This window comes from Bifidobacterium sp. ESL0784 (assembly GCF_029433295.1).
In the GTDB taxonomy this organism is placed as follows: domain Bacteria; phylum Actinomycetota; class Actinomycetes; order Actinomycetales; family Bifidobacteriaceae; genus Bifidobacterium.
This window is the reverse complement of record NZ_JAQTHV010000001.1, coordinates 406,897-424,132: the sequence shown is the minus strand read 5'-3', so window position 1 is coordinate 424,132 and position 17,236 is coordinate 406,897. Positions and strand designations below refer to the sequence as shown.

11 protein-coding genes and 1 tRNA gene are annotated in these 17,236 nt (G+C 55.8%); 2 read left to right on the top strand and 10 right to left on the bottom strand.

Translation table 11 applies throughout. The annotated features are described in order from the left end of the window. Positions 1–30: 30 nt before the first annotated feature. The 5 genes from PT279_RS01585 to metA form a co-directional block, all read right to left on the bottom strand. Positions 31–858, bottom strand: coding sequence for a F0F1 ATP synthase subunit delta (locus PT279_RS01585; RefSeq protein ID WP_277164801.1), 828 nt, complete (start codon positions 856–858; stop codon positions 31–33). 62 nt (positions 859–920) lie between these two features. Continuing rightward, the gene (locus PT279_RS01580; RefSeq protein WP_277165206.1) at positions 921–1,451 is read right to left on the bottom strand and encodes a F0F1 ATP synthase subunit B; all 531 of its coding nucleotides are present in this window, start codon (positions 1,449–1,451) and stop codon (positions 921–923) included. Between the two features lie 58 nt (positions 1,452–1,509). Further along, entirely contained in the window at positions 1,510–1,737 is a 228-nt protein-coding gene (atpE, locus tag PT279_RS01575) for an ATP synthase F0 subunit C (protein ID WP_277143542.1), read from the bottom strand. A gap of 84 nt (positions 1,738–1,821) precedes the next feature. Continuing rightward, positions 1,822–2,631, bottom strand: a complete 810-nt coding sequence (atpB, locus tag PT279_RS01570; protein ID WP_277164799.1) for a F0F1 ATP synthase subunit A — start codon at positions 2,629–2,631, stop codon at positions 1,822–1,824. A 289-nt stretch (positions 2,632–2,920) separates the two neighbouring features. Then, positions 2,921–3,967, bottom strand: a complete 1,047-nt coding sequence (gene metA, locus PT279_RS01565) for a homoserine O-succinyltransferase (RefSeq protein WP_277164797.1) — start codon at positions 3,965–3,967, stop codon at positions 2,921–2,923. A gap of 117 nt (positions 3,968–4,084) precedes the next feature. Here metA and PT279_RS01560 point away from each other — a divergent pair. Next, positions 4,085–4,161 (top strand) — tRNA-Met (locus PT279_RS01560). A gap of 73 nt (positions 4,162–4,234) precedes the next feature. On the opposite strand, the gene PT279_RS01555 is transcribed toward PT279_RS01560, so the two are convergent. Continuing rightward, positions 4,235–4,879: a hypothetical protein gene (locus PT279_RS01555; protein WP_277164796.1), complete on the bottom strand. Its 645-nt coding sequence runs from the start codon at positions 4,877–4,879 to the stop codon at positions 4,235–4,237. 334 nt (positions 4,880–5,213) lie between these two features. Between PT279_RS01555 and PT279_RS09235 the strand changes: the two genes are divergently transcribed. Beyond that, positions 5,214–6,068: a DUF805 domain-containing protein gene (locus tag PT279_RS09235; protein ID WP_277164794.1), complete on the top strand. Its 855-nt coding sequence runs from the start codon at positions 5,214–5,216 to the stop codon at positions 6,066–6,068. 273 nt (positions 6,069–6,341) lie between these two features. Here the strand turns inward: PT279_RS09235 and PT279_RS01545 are convergent, their stop codons facing one another. From PT279_RS01545 to PT279_RS01530, 4 genes are all read right to left on the bottom strand, one after another. Next, complete coding sequence (locus tag PT279_RS01545) at positions 6,342–9,101, bottom strand: glycosyltransferase family 39 protein (RefSeq protein ID WP_277164792.1); 2,760 nt, start codon at positions 9,099–9,101, stop codon at positions 6,342–6,344. Between the two features lie 23 nt (positions 9,102–9,124). Continuing rightward, positions 9,125–10,018, bottom strand: coding sequence for a glycosyltransferase (locus tag PT279_RS01540; RefSeq protein ID WP_277164790.1), 894 nt, complete (start codon positions 10,016–10,018; stop codon positions 9,125–9,127). Between the two features lie 258 nt (positions 10,019–10,276). Next, the gene (locus tag PT279_RS01535; protein ID WP_277164788.1) at positions 10,277–11,359 is read right to left on the bottom strand and encodes a hypothetical protein; all 1,083 of its coding nucleotides are present in this window, start codon (positions 11,357–11,359) and stop codon (positions 10,277–10,279) included. Between the two features lie 357 nt (positions 11,360–11,716). Next, positions 11,717–17,152, bottom strand: coding sequence for an LPXTG cell wall anchor domain-containing protein (locus PT279_RS01530; RefSeq protein WP_277164786.1), 5,436 nt, complete (start codon positions 17,150–17,152; stop codon positions 11,717–11,719). Between the last annotated feature and the right edge of the window lie 84 nt (positions 17,153–17,236).

The following is a 17,236-nucleotide window of genomic DNA, read 5'->3' as shown; positions in this document are numbered from 1 at the left end:
TCCAACACCTTGTTTGGTCGCGCTGTCCACTCACATTTCCGTGGTCACTTTGCGACGCAGCTGCGAAAGCTGGGCGGCCACGGTGTTGTCCGTGACGTCCGCTCCGATCTGTACGCGCATACCACCCAAAACCGCGGGATCGACCGATGAATTGATATGCACCGGACGGCCGAGCTTGGCCGAGTAAATCTCGACAAGCCGCTTGATCTGCGCCATACTCAACGGCGTGGCAGTGGTGACGGTGACCATCGATTCGCCCATATGACGGGTGAACTTGCTGATAAGCCACTGAAGCGTCTCAAGGAAGCGGCGATGACGTGGATTGGCGACCGCATGTTCGGCCAATCTCATGGTCACCTTATTGAGCTTCGAATCCCCGAAAACCGTATGCAGGAGATCAAGGCGTGCCTTAACCGGTGCGAAATCGTCGGAAAGTTTGGAACGCAGCACCGACATCTTGAGCAATGCGGAATGCATTTGCGCCAATTCGACAGAGACAGCGAGCGTGCTGTCGGTCGCATCAGCGTAATACATCATCGCGTCGACCGCGAAATCCTCCACGGCGTTGGCGATATCGCCAACCCGGCTCCAATTACGCGGGACCAAATCGTCAAGAATCTCCACGGTCAAAGGATCGGCCTGATTGGCAAGAATGGCTTTGACGAGCGCAACCTTGTCGGCAGCAGGCCGGGACGGATCGGTGAGCGAACGCTCCACCTGCGCATCATGGTCAAGCAGATTGGTGACGACGAACAGCTCTTCGCCGATTCGCCACGTATCGGTTCCCCTGTCCCTTAATTTCGGGGCCAGGGAATCACGTGATGTGCGGTCGGCGTTCACTGACGCTTCTCCTCGCATTGTTCACCTCACTTCTTTTCAAATCCATGTGCTGACATACTGCCGGAAATCCCGGAACGCCATCACTTCGTAGAGTCCATTTTCTTGTCGAGATCGTCGATCATGTCGTCGAGCATGTTGGTCTGCACGTCGCTGTCCTGGAGCTTGGAGCCCAGAATCTTGCCGGCAAGGGCCGTGGCCAATGTCCCGACCTCGCTCTTCAAACTCACCATCGCCTGCTGTTGCTGCGAGGCTATCGAACGCTGGGCGTTCGCGGTGATCTGCTCCGCTTCCTTGTCCGCACGGGTATGGGCGTCGGAGATAATCTTCGTCGCCTCGGTACGCGCGTCATCGGTGATCTTCGAAGCATCGACACGAGCTTGGTTGAGCTGGTCCTCATATTTCTTCTTGGCCGCATCCGCATCGCTTCTGGCTTTCTTGGCCTTGTCGATGTTGCCTTCGATCTTTTCGGCGCGCTCGTCGAAAATCGAGTTGAACTTGGGCATGAAGAACTTGTAGAAGAACAACGCGACGATAACGAGAATAATCAGGGACCACACAATGTCGTAGACCTTGGGAATGAACAGATCAATGCCGCCGTCTGCAAGTGTCACCATGAAGTCCTCCTTTCACGTTTTGTTGCTGTTTGTACTTTCTTGCCAAGTTATGAGACTACTTGATAAGCAGAGCCACGAAGCCGAGCAGGCCGAGGAGCTCGACCAAAGCCAGACCGATGAACATGATGGTCTGAATCTTGCCGCTCATCTCAGGCTGGCGAGCCGTGGATTCCATGGCCTTGCCGAACAGGATGCCGAGGCCGATGCCTGGGCCGATGGTGGCGAGACCGTAGCCGATGACGCTCAGGTTGCCGGCAACCTCTGCGAGGGTGATGATATCCATTTGTTTTCCTTTCTAACGGGATGGATTCACGTTAAAAACTTGAATTCTTCTTGTCACGTTTTGTTGTTGGACTATGCGGGCCTCTCACTCGTCCGGATAGCTCAAGTTGATATACACAGTCGCGAGAATCGCGAAGACGTAGGCCTGCAGGAAGGCGATGAACGCCTCGAACAGAGTCATCACGAAACCGCCGACGAACCAGAGACCGCCCACCGGGATACCGACGAACTTGTTGGCCGCCTCGATGAACCAGTACTGCGCGAAAGCCAGGCAGGTGGCAAGCACCAAGTGGCCCGAGATCATGTTGGCGAAAAGTCGGATGGTCAGTGAGGCCGGGCGGACAATCAGCAACTCAAGAAGCTGAATCGGGGCGAGCAGAATATAAATGGGCCACGGCACGCCGGGTGTGAAGCATTCGTCGCGGATATAGTGCCACAGGCCCTTTTCGCGAACCGCAGCGATCCAATACTGGATCAACACCCAGATGGCGAAGACCAACGGCATCGTCACCGTTGCCGTCGCAGCCATGTTCGCACCGGGAATGATGCCAAAGAGATTGAAGACGAAAATCGTAAAGAACAACGTCGTGATCATCGGCACATAACGGCGACCACGCAACTCGCCCATCGTTTCGTAGACGACATTGTTGCGCACAAATTCGATGCCGTACTCAACCAGACCCTGCCAACGTCCAGGAATCAGCTTGGCGCGCGCTGCGGTGATACCGAGCACCACAAGCAAGACGACCGTGGCAACAAGACGGATGAGAATGATGCGGTTGATGGCGAATGGCGTGCCCTGGAAAAGAATCTCCGGTGGCAGGAAGTCATTGACACCCGGCAAATCCGGACCCGACGACGCCAACAACATATTCGCGCCAACAGCTTCGATCATGTGTCCTCCCTGATTCATCTCAGGCTTACCAGTCTATTCCACACAGCGGAAATGGAAGTGTCGCTTTTCACAAATCGATGCAAATTGCTGACAATCTCACTTCTCGGGTCTTTCTGTGACAAGAAATTATGCTGAATTTGACACACTCGGCACGATTCTCGACTTTGAATGACCGGTGATGATTGTACGTCGCTTTTGCGAAAAATTGTAAATCGGGTCACAATTACGGTCAATACCAGTATTTACGGATAATCATTAACATCAATAGACAGCTTGATGTCGAGATATTTCAGCCTTCGACCGCCCCGGGAATGAGCCCATATCCGTCATTTTCGAGCGGTCTGAAACAATCGTTACGCGGAGCACCGGGTTCATGTCGAATTGAACGGTCGGTGCCCAATTTCTTCTCTGCGCGAAGTTTTGGAACTTCCCGCAGATTGTACGGGGTCGTTTCGTAGACCCAGTTGAGCCAGTTTCGCCACAGCAGATTCGCGTGGGCACGCCAAGAGAAAAGCGGCTCCATCGTCGGGTCGTCGTGCGGGAAATAGTTTGCGGGGAACGGCACATTCGTAAGGCCTTTGGCCTCGTCACGCTCGTATTCGTCACGTAGGGTGTACTTGCCGTATTCCCAGTGACCCAGCACGAAAACCTCGGAAAAATCGCGCGCGGCTATGAGGCCGGAGCCCGTTTGCGGACCCCAGGTGAGTACTTGCAGGTCTTTGTTGGCGGCGATATCGTCCTCGTTCATGCCGGCCACACGCGAGTGCGGCTGCAGCGAAATCTCGTCGAAACCGTTGGTGATGAAACAATATTCGTCCTGCAGATATTGCGGGAACACACCGAAAAGCTTCTCTTTGAAATTCTGCTTGCGGATTCCGTAACGATAGTTGAGGCCTGCCATCGCGCCCCAGCACAGGTACATCGTGGAGAAGACATGGGTCTGCGCCCAATCGAGGATCTGCGTGAGCTCCTCCCAATAATCTACCTCGGCGAAATCAAGCTGCTCCACCGGCGCGCCCGTGACCACCAAGCCGTCGTAATAGTTGTCTTTGAACGCGTCGAAATTCTCGTAGAACTTCAAGAGATGGTCGGCGCTAACGTGGGTGGATTCATGGGTTGAGGTCTTCATGAAATCGATGTCGACCTGCAGCGGCGACTTGGAAATCAGACGCAACAGCTGCGTTTCCGTCTCGATTTTCTTGGGCATCAGGTTGAGGATGACCAACTTCAGTGGGCGGATCTTCTGCTGCTCCGCTTCGGGCTTCTCGATGGCGAAGATCCGCTCCGAATCGAGTATCTCACGAGCCGGCAGTCCGCTGGCAATCTTGATAGGCATGGTTCCATTATGGACGCACTTCTGCCCAGTTTCTGCCCTAATAGCAAAAAACTCGCCGGAAACTTGACATTTGCGTTATTACCCGTAATCTAGATTATTGCTGTCTTAAACAGCCGTCGCGGGGTGGAGCAGTTCGGTAGCTCGCTGGGCTCATAACCCAGAGGTCTCAGGTTCAAATCCTGACCCCGCTACCAATGCCTCCGGTTTCACATTGAAGAATCGGAGGCTTTTTCTATATCTACAAGGTTCCATTGGACGCAGCCGAGCTCAATCGGTGGGAGTCGAAGTAAGGCCCGGCAGCAGTGCCGACTGTGCAGAATCGATTTCCGCGTCCTTCGGATTCTGATGGAATTGTCTGTGCGCAATCCACAGTTTGATTCGTTCTGTGACCCTATGGTGTATCTGCCAGTCTTTTTCGTTCCACCAGTGGCTGCGGCCTTCGACGGGAGCATGATCGTATCCACAACGTCGCAGTCGAGTCGGGGATTTTCTCCAGTGGATGCAGATTTCCGCGTCATCCGGTATTGTTGCCGCTTCGTTTTGGGGGCATATTATCAATTTCATGGTGGATCCACCTGTTCTGACTACAGGTACCATATTGACGCCCGACCTGACCCATTTGCCGTCTTCGTCACGTTTCCAATCCATTATATACACGTTGCAATTGTGCCCAAAAACTCGCACAGCAAAAGCATCGCCGTCTCCGTCGTTGTCTATCTCCGCATATCTCGACCCTTTGGAGACATGAAGCTGTTCCAGTGTAGGCATTTGTCCAGCGGACACCAGCTGTTCCATTTTGGTTCTACGAATTGACCATGAGGCCTCTGGACGTTGCCGAATCGTTCGAATAAGCGAAATAACCGCGAGCAAAAAAGACAGTATCGACATGATGATTGCGACTTGATCTTTCACTATTGCCTTCCTTTGTTGGTTGCTGAATTTTCTGACAATTACCAGTGTACGGCTCGGGAAGGTACTTACCTCGGGTGATTACCAATGAGGACAGTTTGCATCGACACGAATCGCTCCGCGCCGATCCAGCCCTAGCTATCGATACTTCCCTCCGGATGACAGTCACTACACAGCCTGTCACAGCAGCGAGCAACAAGTCCACAACGACGTTATCGCAACCTCGCCGCCAAATATAACGGCGGACCAAACGCCGCCACAACGAGATAACCGGCCGATACGACAGGTCTGCGGAATACAATGAGCTGCACAATGACATAAAAGGAGACAAGCAGCAGTGGGAATCTTCTGGATATTATTCATCGTCGTGTCCATCGTCAGCATCGCCGTGTGCCGAATCTTCAAATTCATTGCGGAAATCGTCGTGTTCGCGGTCGTCGTCCTGATCCTGCTTTTTGCCTTGCTCTTCTTTGGCCTCTCGCGCGAAAATAAAACCGACAAGGATAACGAGCCTCCGCTCGAGGAAAAGCCGGAAAGCCACATTTCAAGAGATCCCGCAGATAACATCCCGAAAAAGCCGTTTGCGCTGCTCAGCTTCCCTGCAAACAAACGCAGGGCCGCACGGATAAACGCCAAATACCAAGAAGAAAGGGAAGCGGCCGACAATGCCAGCGAGACCACGTTGCAGATGCCGTATTATCGTTGCCCTCCGTCAAAAGCCATCAAACGTTTCTTCGCGAAATATCTGAGATTCTCGGGACGTTCGAGCCGAAGCGAATATTGGTGGCCGGATTTGCTTATTTTGGTTGTCGGCCTCGCATTGCTTATCATTGACAAAACCGTTCTCGGCAGGAACGGGAGTCTGCTCGATGTCATCTGGATACTTGCGATCTTCGTACCCATACTCGCTGTAAGCATTCGCCGACTCCACGACTCCAACAAATCGGGATGGTGGATATTACTACCGATAGCCTCGATCGCCGTCGGCGCCATCATTGTCGTCATCGCCTCTTCGGCTGCAAATGTAAGTATCAGCACGCTGGTTTTGAATGCCGGACATATCGGTTCCGGTACCGCTTTTGCCGTAGTCATCGCCGGAATCATCGATTTCATAGCTGCTGTTTTCTGGATTGTGCTTATGACGCTTGCACCGAACCCGGCTGGGGCACGTTTCGACAGGACCGATCAATAGGTCTGCACTACGGACATGGAGATAGCCAGAATCGAAAACGGTGAAGTCGGCAAACCGTGTTGACCGCTGCAAAGGCACATCGCCCCTGCCCCAGAACCGGAATCCGTTCAATGTGGCATCCAAGAAGAAGTATTCAACGTGATTTTTCAACACGCATGTTAACGGTTATGACGAAAACATCGCGTGAACCGTAAACAAAAGCGGTCGGTTTGATTGGCCTTTGAGCAGATCAAACCGACCGCTTATTCTATAAAACCGTTATCGTCTTCCTTCCTATTTGGCGGTTTTGGCGGCAGTCAGGTCGTAAATCGTCACGCCGTCGACCGTCTGGGACTTGAAGTTGGCCTTGACCCATGTGGCGATCTGGCCGGAGGCGTTCGAGCCGCCCATCTGGTTGCCGCCTATGCCGCCCCCCATTTCGCCTCCGCCGATGTAATAGTGAATCTTGCCCTCCTTGACGTAACGCTTGAACTGCGCGAGCGTTGGGCTCGGGTCGGAGCCGTTGAAGCCGCCAATAGGCATGACCGGCTTCTGCGTGGCCAGCTGGTAACCGGACGCGCTCTGCGAACCTGTGGCCGCGGCGATCCATGTGTATTGGTCGGCATCCTTCATCAGGAGCTTTTTAAGCTTGGTACCAACCGAACTCGCGCCATCACCGCCGAGCAGGCCCCCTGCGCCGCCGTGACCACCACGAGCGCCACCTTGGTTTCCCCCGAGCTGGTTGCGACCGGACTTGCCAGAGGCTGTGAAACCGTTTTGACCATTCTGGCTGCCCTGAACACTCTGCATACTTCCGCTGTTTTTGCCGGCTTGGCTATTCGTACCAGGCACTCCTCCGGTGGTGCTTCCGTTGGAATTATTAGAACGGACGGAACCATTGGAATTATTCATAGATTGGCCACCGAACTGGTTCGAACCACGGTTGCCGGGAGCAGTGGGGCCATTGGCATTGTTCGCACCGTTGGCACCGTTTCCGCTGTTGGTGCTGCCCTGGTTGTTCTGGCCATTCTGGCTAGGCATAGCGCCACCGAAACCGCCTTGACCCTGACCTTGCTGGCCTCCACCGGGCATACCACCTCCGGGACCGCCCTGGCCGCCGCCGGGTCCGCCCATCGAACCTGAAACCTCGGGACCAGCAGTGACTATCGATCCGTAATGACCCGTGGCGACGGTGTAACCCGTCCAGGCGGTTGGGCCGGCATAGAGTGCAAGCATCGCCAAGGCGATACCAATCAGGCCAATCTTGCTCACCACTTTGCCACCATTACCGGAACGCAGGGAGTGCAACGAACGTATAGGCAGCAGGGCGATGGCCGAAATCAGCAATGTAAGCGTTGCCAGACCGCCAAGAACGAGCACTGTGGGGCGCAACCACGGCAGCCAAGTCGAACGGGACAGCAATTGCGCGGCCCACAACGTGTTGACGAGTACCAGAACCGTCGCCAATAGACGCGACCACAAGGCGCCTCGCCGTTCCCATAGACTTTGCACGGCCACAGCCACCATCACGGCCACCGCAGGAGCGAGTGCGACAGTGTAATACTGATGGAAGATGCCGCCCATGAAACTGAACGTCAGCCAAGTGACGACGAGCCAACCGCCCCACACCATCACGCCTGCGCGGCGCATATCGGTGCGGCGCACGCGAATCGAAACGGCGAGACCGATGAGGATGCCGGCAAAGGCGATCGGCGCGAGCCAGGAAATCTGAGTGCCATAGACGCCGTCGAACAGACGCGTGATGCCGGTCTGGCCCCACATGCCACCGCCTTGGCTGTGGCCGCCGTGACTTTGGCCCCCACCAGCGCCTGGAGCGCCGCCCGGACCGCCACCCATGCCGGTCATTGCACTGTAGGCATTGCCCAGCGTTTCGGAAATCTTGCCACCGCTAGCTCCAGTTCCTGCGTGGCCGGTTGCATGGCCTCCGCCACCTCCGGGAACCACAGAACCCGTCTCGTTGCCGGTCAAGCGACCGAAACCGTTATAGCCGAAGGTGAGCTCTAGGAACGAATTGTTCTGCGATCCGCCAATATACGGCCGAGAGGCGGCAGGGACGATGACAGTAAGCAGGACCCACCAACCGGCGCTGACCACCATCGAGGCGAGCGCAACAAGGCTGTCAACCAGACGCCGCCAGAACTTGGTCGGCGAAGCGATCAGGATCGCAAGTGCAAAGCCCGGAAGGACAAGGAAGACTTGCATCTGCTTGGTGAGGAAGCCGAGGCCGATGCATACGCCGCCGAGCGCCAGCCACAAGGTACGTTTGCGATTGCCTTTGCGGTCCGGATCATATTCCAGCGCTCGCAAAACTGAGGCCGAAGCAGCAATCATCAGCAAAACCAGCAGCGCATCAGGATTATCGAAACGGAACATCAACGCAGCCACCGGGGTCAAGGCGAGCGTCGAACCGGCAATGATGCCGGCCCAATTGCCCCAATACCGGCGAACCGAAGCGTATAGCAGCCAAACGCTCAGCACCCCGCACAGCGCTTCCGGAAGCAACAGGGCAAAGGAGTTCAGGCCGAACGCCCTGATGGAAAGCGCCATCAACCACAATGCGGCCGGCGGCTTATCAACCGTGATGGAGTTTGCGGCATCGGACGAACCCCACAGGAACGCCTCCCAGTTTTTCGAGCCTGCTTGAGCCGCGGCCGCGTAGAACTCGTTGGCAAAGCCGTTGGCCGTGAGGTTGACGAACATGATCGCCGCCGTGGTCACCATCATGATGCCGAAAGCGAGCCAATCGACCCAAGTGCGTTTTTGGGCGATGGAATGCCGGACCGTGCGCACCGGGTCGGCGGAGACGAAACGGCCTCCGGGAATGCCGGTGAATACGGACCTGATGCGTCCGAAACTGGGACGTTGGCCGGAATCGGTCTGAGCCGTGTCCGTGGTTTTGGACGAGTTGGACGAATCGGCTGAGTTGGCGGAATCGTTGGGATTGCCGTAATTACTCGTGGCCGAAGAAAATCCGGGGTCACGCTCGGCACCGTTCAGGCCTAAATTGCCTGGTTGGTTTGGCATGTCGTTCATGGATGTGTCCTTTATTGATACGATTAGATGAGTGAAGCGGCAAGTTCGCGCCGCATCCGTTTGATGCCCGCAAGGTCTTTGCGGACGGTGTCGGGAATGTCGACCGTTGTGCCCGTATCCTCGACCCAACGCACCGGGAATATATAGGTAGGCAGGTTGTAAGTCTGGGCGAGCGTCAGAAGCTCGGTGTCGAAGAACCACTCGTTGTCTTGTATTCTCGGCAGCAGAAATTCGGCGGCCTTCGCGCTGATTGCCTTGAAACCGCACTGCGCATCCTCGAAGGTGACGCCCAAGGTTGTTCGCAACAAGGCGTTGTAGCTCCGGGAGATGAACTCTCGCTTGGCAGAGCGAGTGACGTGAGACTCATCGAGCAGACGGCAGCCGCTCGCCACTTCGGCTTGACCGCTCAAAATCGAATTGACCAGCACATCGGTCAGGCGGATATCGGTGGAAAGGTCGACGTCCATATACGCCCGGGCTTTGGCTTGAGACTCGTCCCAAGCCAGTTTCAACGCGAGGCCCCGGCCCTTTGCCGGAATACGGATCGCGCGAATGAATTTTGGATATTGCCGGGCCAGACTGACGGCGATCGGCCAGGTATCATCAGTGCTCGCGTTGTCGGCGATGACGATGTTCCAGCTGTATAGCGGGAAATAGGACGGCTGGGATTGCGTCAGGAACCGGCTATTACGCGACGAGACAAGGAACCGCATCAAGGCGAGGACCGAGTCGGCGAGCTGCTCCCGCTCGTTGTAGACGGGGATGACGATGTCGGCATCCACGTACGCCGGCTTTCCCACGCGCTCGGCGATGGAGACAAAGTTGGGAGGATTGGGCAGGTTACGCCCGGTCTTCTCGGTTACGTTGATGGAATGAAAACCATGTTGTGCCGTTTGCGGCTGCTGTTGTGTTGTCATAATGACAGTACACACGACGATTTTGGATATACACTCAGGCAATCGTGGGACGAAGCCCGAAACCTGTCGCCAATACCATGGAAGTTTGCTGAGCGTTATCTGGATGCGATAAACCGGTAGCTCGTCGTTGAAACGAATGTTATATATCACCCGTCCGATGTTGCGATGACGCCGCAAAAGGCATGAAAAATGACCCCGGGACAGACCGAGGCCATTATCAAATCGTATATTCTTCTATTGTTTAAAGTCGCGCTCACCTCATGCTTCCCGCAACGTCGTATCGGCAATGGTTAACGAAGCGCCCGGGTCTTCTGAAGCCGAGCTTCCGGCGACACCTGACGTCGAGCTTCCAGAGCTGGAAGAAGTATCCGTTTGTGATGAGCTTGTCCCCTTGGAACGGCTTCCGGAGGAATCGGACATACCGCTACGGGACTTTCCGGAGTGACTTCCGCTGCCGCTGTTTTGAGAATCGGAACCACCGAACATGTCCGAGCCGTCAGCCGAACCCATTGAATCGGATTGATTCGAATCGTCGGACGATCCGGATCCGTCTGATTGCCCAGAATCCCCGGACAATCCGGACCCATCCTGCCCGGACAGGCCGGACTGACCGCTGTCATCCATAGACTGACCGCTGGCACCGGGCATCTGGCCCATGCCTCTACGGCCCTGGCCCGAAGGCATCTGGCGTTCCATTTGCTGGCTTTGCGAAGGCACCACCGATTTCGCGGTGGCGAACCCTCCGATCGCGCCACCGGCCAAGCCGCAAACGAGGGCGATGCCGATAATCGCGCCCCACATCTTGCCGGAATGTTCATTCGGCTTCTGGCCAGGGTGGAAGGTGCCGGTTGCGGCGAAACTGCCGGCACCGACCGACTCACCGTTGGCCATGTAACTCGCGCCACCAATCGGCTGGCCATTCGTTGCGAAACCGTTCCCGCCCATCGGCTGGTGGCTGCCTGCAAAGCTGCCGGCACCACGCTGCTGACCGTTGGTCCCAAATCCTGCGCTGCCACCAGGCTGGCTATTGGGACCATTCGGCGACTGATACGGCGGGTATCCGGCTGTGGCTCCATAAGCAGAAGTCGACGGGCTACCACCATAAGCGTTGCCATCGGTTGGGGTGAATACAGAAGTATTTGCAGGATTGGTACCTGATGGTGTAGTCGTTTCCCCAGTATTTCCCTTGACGTTTGTGTCCGAGTGGCTTTCGGGACGCATATTCATAGTGGCGTCAGTATCGTTACCGGCGGCATTTTGGACATCCGCCGCAGTTTCAGCTTTCGTCCCACCATTGGCGTTCTTGTTCTTCGTTACGTTGTCGTTCGTATTCTTGTCCATATTGATGCTCCTGTTCGTATTCCTGTGCGCCTGCCGGATACCGGCAGACGAATCAAATGACTGCCTATTGGCGAAATAGCTACCCGCACCCCCATAAATCGCAAGTGCCCATATCGCCTCGACCAGAAAAAGGATAAACGGATGACCGTTTGCCCACCTTTCTGCGTCGGTTGGTTATATTGAACAAGGTCATCATGGGCGGGCGCTGTGGCAAAGCCCAAGAAATTCCGCTACTTTCGGCAGATATTCTTGAACGTAAGCTGAATGGTTGCTGAATTTGATTGATTCGCAGAACCGGGAGTCCGGGGCTTCCAAATTTTCGGAAACCCCGGAAGCAGACGACACTGGCACTTCAAATCACCGATGCCGAGGGCAGTATCGGTCGCGTTTCAGCACTTCCAACAGAAGTGCACCGAAGAGGAACGCGCCGGCGACAAGCAACAACAGGGTGATGGATGCCCCGCTGATGACCAGAGCAGCGGGAACGGGAGCAGGAGCGGCAGCGGACTGATCGACCTTGCGCAAACCGTTCCAATCGTCAAGGTTGGAGGACACCGGCTGCATCACATTCATGGTTTGGCCTCCGATTTTGACGGTCTTCGCATGCAAATCGCTCGAACCCGGAAGCCACGTTTCGGCGATACCGGGCACTTGGCCGGCCACGATCCCGGAAGAATCGGCACCACCCGAAGCCGGCCCGCCGGTTTCTTCTTCGGCTGTTTCACCGGCCGAAGAAGCCGAACCTTCGCCGCCATGAGCGGTGGTCCCCTCGTCCTCGGAACCATGTGCCCAAGGATTCGCATCCACGCCCTGAAGAGCGACGAGCGGAATCCCGGTGACTTTCGCCCGGTCCATATGCCTTGCCGTCACGTCTTTGAGCGTGCCGACCACATCGACATGCTCTCCAGGCTTCAGCACGAGGTTCGACCACCCGGCAGGATACCTGAAACCACTCACCGCACCATCGCCGGCAAGGGTGGTATCGCTGATTTTCAGGTCACTGGCCTTGAACAGCGCCCCATGCCCACCTTCGTGGTCGCTGGTGTTGGTGATGGTGAAGACGATTTCGGTGTCTCCGTCGACGTTGAACGCGTCATCCGGATTGTCGCGGTCGCCTTTCGACCAACCGCTGGGCTTGTCCCACTTTTCGATATGCAGCGAAGGAACCAGGTCCGGCGTTCGGGTCCACACCACGTTCGATTCGTTCGCTTGACCGTTGAGGGTCTCGATGAACCTGTTCTCGTGGCGCTCGGTCGGTTTCATCCGAGCGACTTGGATATAGGCACGCCAACCTTGTTCATTCGCCTCGTCTTGGGAAACCAGTTGACGATAGGCTTCAGTTGCGGCGACAGTGATCTGCAGGTGCTCGGCCTGCCCGGAAGCCGCACCGCCGGAACCGCGAAGCGAAACACCACCGTTATCTGTCACAAGGGTGAACAAATCGCCGCCGAATTTGTCAATAGCATCGAATCCGTTGCCGGCAATTCTATCCCCCTTGCGTGCGATCACCCTGCCGTCCGCACCATGCAGATCACGGGTCGCGTATACGGCCCATTGGCCGGTGTACTGGTCATAGTCCGAATCGAGGTTATCGACGATATTCCACCCATCAACTCGCGGATAGGCGCGATTCGCAGGCAGAACGGAGCTGTCGAGCTGATAGAGGAACGTGCTGCCCTTATAGACGCTGGAGCCGTTCACGGATTCGCCGCCGACCTGGACGATCACATCCTTGGCGGGGTTGATCGGTTTCAAGGGGTTGCCCACTTCGTTGGTCTCTTTGCGTATCGTGTTCTCGACTTGGACGGCCTTATTCTTGACGACATATCCATCACTGACCTTTTGCACTTTGTATGGCATCACAATGTGATAGCGCTGGCCAAGCAACGATTGGTCAATCGCGGGATCGGCAAGCGGGTCATACTTGTCTTGCGAGGCATACGCCTGCAGATCCTTGGGTTGAGGGTCGCCTTTCAGCGTCGCCGCCGTTGCCGCTACGAAAGTATCCACCGTTTTGGCGAAGACGTAAAGCACGCCGTCATGAATCTTGATGTTGAATTTCGCGGTATAGTCCAGGCCGTCATCGCCGGTCACCGAAATATCCGTAGGGTCGACCTTGAGATATTCCTCGTTGAAATCATCGACGATTCCAAGTCTCCAGACTTTATAGGCCTGACCCGTCTGGGTGGCGTCCAAATCGATGGCATAATTTCCGCTGTCGCCAAGAAGCAACGTCCTCCCGTCGATGGAGACGGTGGGATCGCCCTGCTTCGAGCTTTGGAAATCGTGTTTGGCGGGATTCAGGGCAGATGGGATGTTGAACACCTCATTACTTGGGGTCACGGAGTTGTTCAGGGTGAGCATCCACTGGTTGCCAATCCTATGGTCAGTTGGCGCATCAGCAGACACAGTACCTTCCAACCGCAGCTGTAATCGCGGCGTGCCTCCAGCCTGCCACTGGGAGATGAGGGCAGTGTCGGTTAGAGAAACCGCGACCTCATGCGCCGTGTCTTCCCACTTGGTCACGTATTTCGACTTGGGTATCATGCGTCCGCTGTTGAGATCCATCAGCTCAAGCGTCTGTTTGTCGGGCTTGAGGTAGCGGTCATAGCGATCGGTGAACACAATGGTTTTTACCGCATAAGCCAAGGAGGGCAAACGTAATTGGGTGTCCAAATCATATTCGACCTTCTGACCGGGGTAAACTACTTTGCCGTCCACAGAACCCTGATCGCCGCCTTGCGAGGCCTCGCTGACCACATCCTTCTTCACCGACGGCAAGTAACCGTAGATCTTCGGCAAATTGGTGTATTCGACTTGCCTATTGACGCAGATCAAGCCTTCATTCAGTAAATCGGTTCCGGCAGGATTCGCACCGAAGACAAGCTCGTCGCCGGGCCCTTTATGGAAGTCCTCACGCACTTTCGCGGCACCCATGCCGTTGGCGTAGTTCGCCACGAAAGGCACGAACATCGTGATCTGGACCGGACCGGCGTGACGCGAAAGCGTGGTAAGCCAACCGCGCTTGGCAGTTGCCGTGATCTTCGTTGGAGCTGACTGGGAAATGTCAAATTCCTCGGTGACATCGGAGCCTGCGACTTCGTTGATCGCATCAACGCTTGACTCGCTGCTTGAGGAGGTCGCTGCCATGTAAACACGCACTTTGGAAAGTGCTTGGGGATCGACCAAGTAGTCGACCTTCGCGTAGTCATCGGTCAACGAAAGTTGGTTGATACGATGTTGCAGCGCGCTCGGGTCGGTTATCGGAAGATTAACCACAGCGCCCAATTGGTCGCCGTCAAGGAACGTGAGATTGTCGGCACCGGTCGCATTGCTCTTATTCGGGTCGATGGCCAACTTCCATTTGCCTTCGCCATCCAGTCGCACCCAGCTTTTGTCGGGGTTTGGGCTCCACACATACACCCGTGGCGTATTCGTGGCAGCCGTTTTCCCGTTCCACTGCTCACTGCCCTTGTTGACGAGGGTTTTGGTCGTGTGCGCATCAAGGTTTCTGGGCATGATGCCCATCAGTATCATTTTAACCTTGTGATCCCGCGTCTGCTTGCCACTGCCGTTAAGAATCGCCGGCTTTGCCCTGGAGGTGGTCACATTCCCGTTGGTCTCGATGTCGAAGTCGCGGGTGCGATCCACATCATCGACGAAGACATTGGTCCGATTGCTGGAGAAGTGGGCATATGGAGCGGCCTGCGACCAATCATCCGTAATGGCATATTGGTCCAGATCCTTGGCCAGGTTCTTGGGCAATGTCCCGCCGACAAAGACGGTCACATCGTCGCCGGTGACGTATGTTTTGTTGTCGGCCGCCACATTATTGGTATGCCCAGGGTCCTCGGTATTTTTGGCTTCCGTTGGGTCCATGACCCATGCCTTGTCTGGATTCGGGCTGCGCACAAACACTGAAGGCGTATTCGTATCCGCATCCTGCCCATTGAATCGCTCTGTGCCGGAATTGTTCATGGACACGGCATCGGTGGCCGTCGTCTCCGACTTGAAACTGCCATCAAGCACCAACTTGACCACCCGATCATTGCCTTGATGCGCACTGCCGGCAAGCATCGACTGACGGGCCACGGCCGTTGTCTTGAAACCGGTGGTGGTGATACTGAAATCGGCGGTGCGATCGATGCCGCCGACATACACTCTAGCGTTTTCGTTGGGGAAATCGAGATAACGAGAGGCATCCGACCAGTCATCGCTCAACGAATATTGCGAAAGATCCTCTATCAGGTCCTTGGGCAAAGTGCCGTTGACCACGCTGGAAACCCGGTCGCCCGGAACAAACGCCCTGCCGTCGCTGCCTGCCTGATTCGTATGGTTGGGATCTGAAACGGACAAGGACTCATTGGGGTCAGTGGTCCATGCCTTGTTCGGGTCAGGGCTACGCGTTGGGAATTCATAATGTGGGGTGTCCACAAAGGCTTTTTTATTCCACGAGACCGAAGCCGTGTCCCCCACCTGGTTGGTAGTCGGATTGTGCACCCCTACCTTGAACTCAAACCGGAAAACGTGGTCGGCGGGCATCTCCCCTATATCCTTCGAGCGGTCGGCCCTGACCGTGTTGGTGGACCGGTCCCAATTCATCACGAATTGATCGGATATATCCCTATTTGTAGTGGTATCCGTGACTTTCATGCCCGACACGTCATAATCGACACCATTGGGAGCAATGACATCCCTGAAATGCAGCTCGTAACCGCCCCGACCGGTGCCTGATTCGATGGTGGTCGTGTTCGACATACCATCCGTACTCGTTCCCTCCTGCACGGATTTAGTGGGTGCGGAAGGCGCCAAAGAACCTATATCCCAGCGCTCGGCAGCGTCGGCATAGCCGATATGGCCGGCATCGGCGCTCATCCTTCCCTGCTTGTACACACCTACATCGAACCAATATGGGCCCTCTTGCCAATGGCTCATACCCAAATCCGAGGGAACGAACAATGGCGACCATGAATCACCATTGTTATGAATCGCGGCGATTTTCGTAACTCGAGTCCCCGGCACATAGCCGTCAGGTTGGCCACCATAATACAGGGTCACATTCGCATTCACATCCTCGCTGATAGGCGACCCATTGCCGGTAGCATGAATGAGATCACGGACCGGATCGGTGGCGCCGACAACGACGCCTGCCGGCATCTGCTGACTCGTGGTCAGACCGAGAGTGTAGTCACGTGGAGGCTGCTGGTTGTTGACCGCCAGGCACACCACCTGCACGCCAGACGGAGTGGCTGCCGCCTGCGCGTTGATGCCGTCTTCGAACATCGATTTGCCGCGCGCGAGCCATCCGGAGTCCCAACCAGCCAAACTCCCAGAGGGATTCACTGCATCCCAATCAGCATGGAACCGGTTCATGAAATCCGATCCGTTCGTGCCCCATAAGTTGATTTTGTTGCCGCCGGCAATGGAAGGCGTCGCCGACACCGTCATCATCACCCCGACCACACGTGCCTGGGTTGCGGGCCCATCAGTCGGATCCGCGATGGCTCTGCTGATTGCATCACGGCAAACCGGCTTAATCCTCCCATCGAAACTGGCGCCCACCGGCGTTCCAGGATTCGACGCTGCAAAGCGGCTATGAATCTGGCTCAATGCATAGGTGATGGAATCTTCGCCCCAGCCTTGTACAGGAGTGCCTGAATATGAATTATTGTCATAAAGCCATAAAGCATCATCGTTGGGGCCGACGCTACCACCTCCGCCAACGCCACCACCCCCGATGCCCATTCCAGCATTCGCCACACTAGGAACAAGCATCGAAAATGCTGTCAACATCGCCAATCCGCAAGCAATCAAATGTCTTATGCTTCCGGGTTTCAGCCAGTTACGCCTTTTCATCTTTCTCCTCCATTCGCTAAG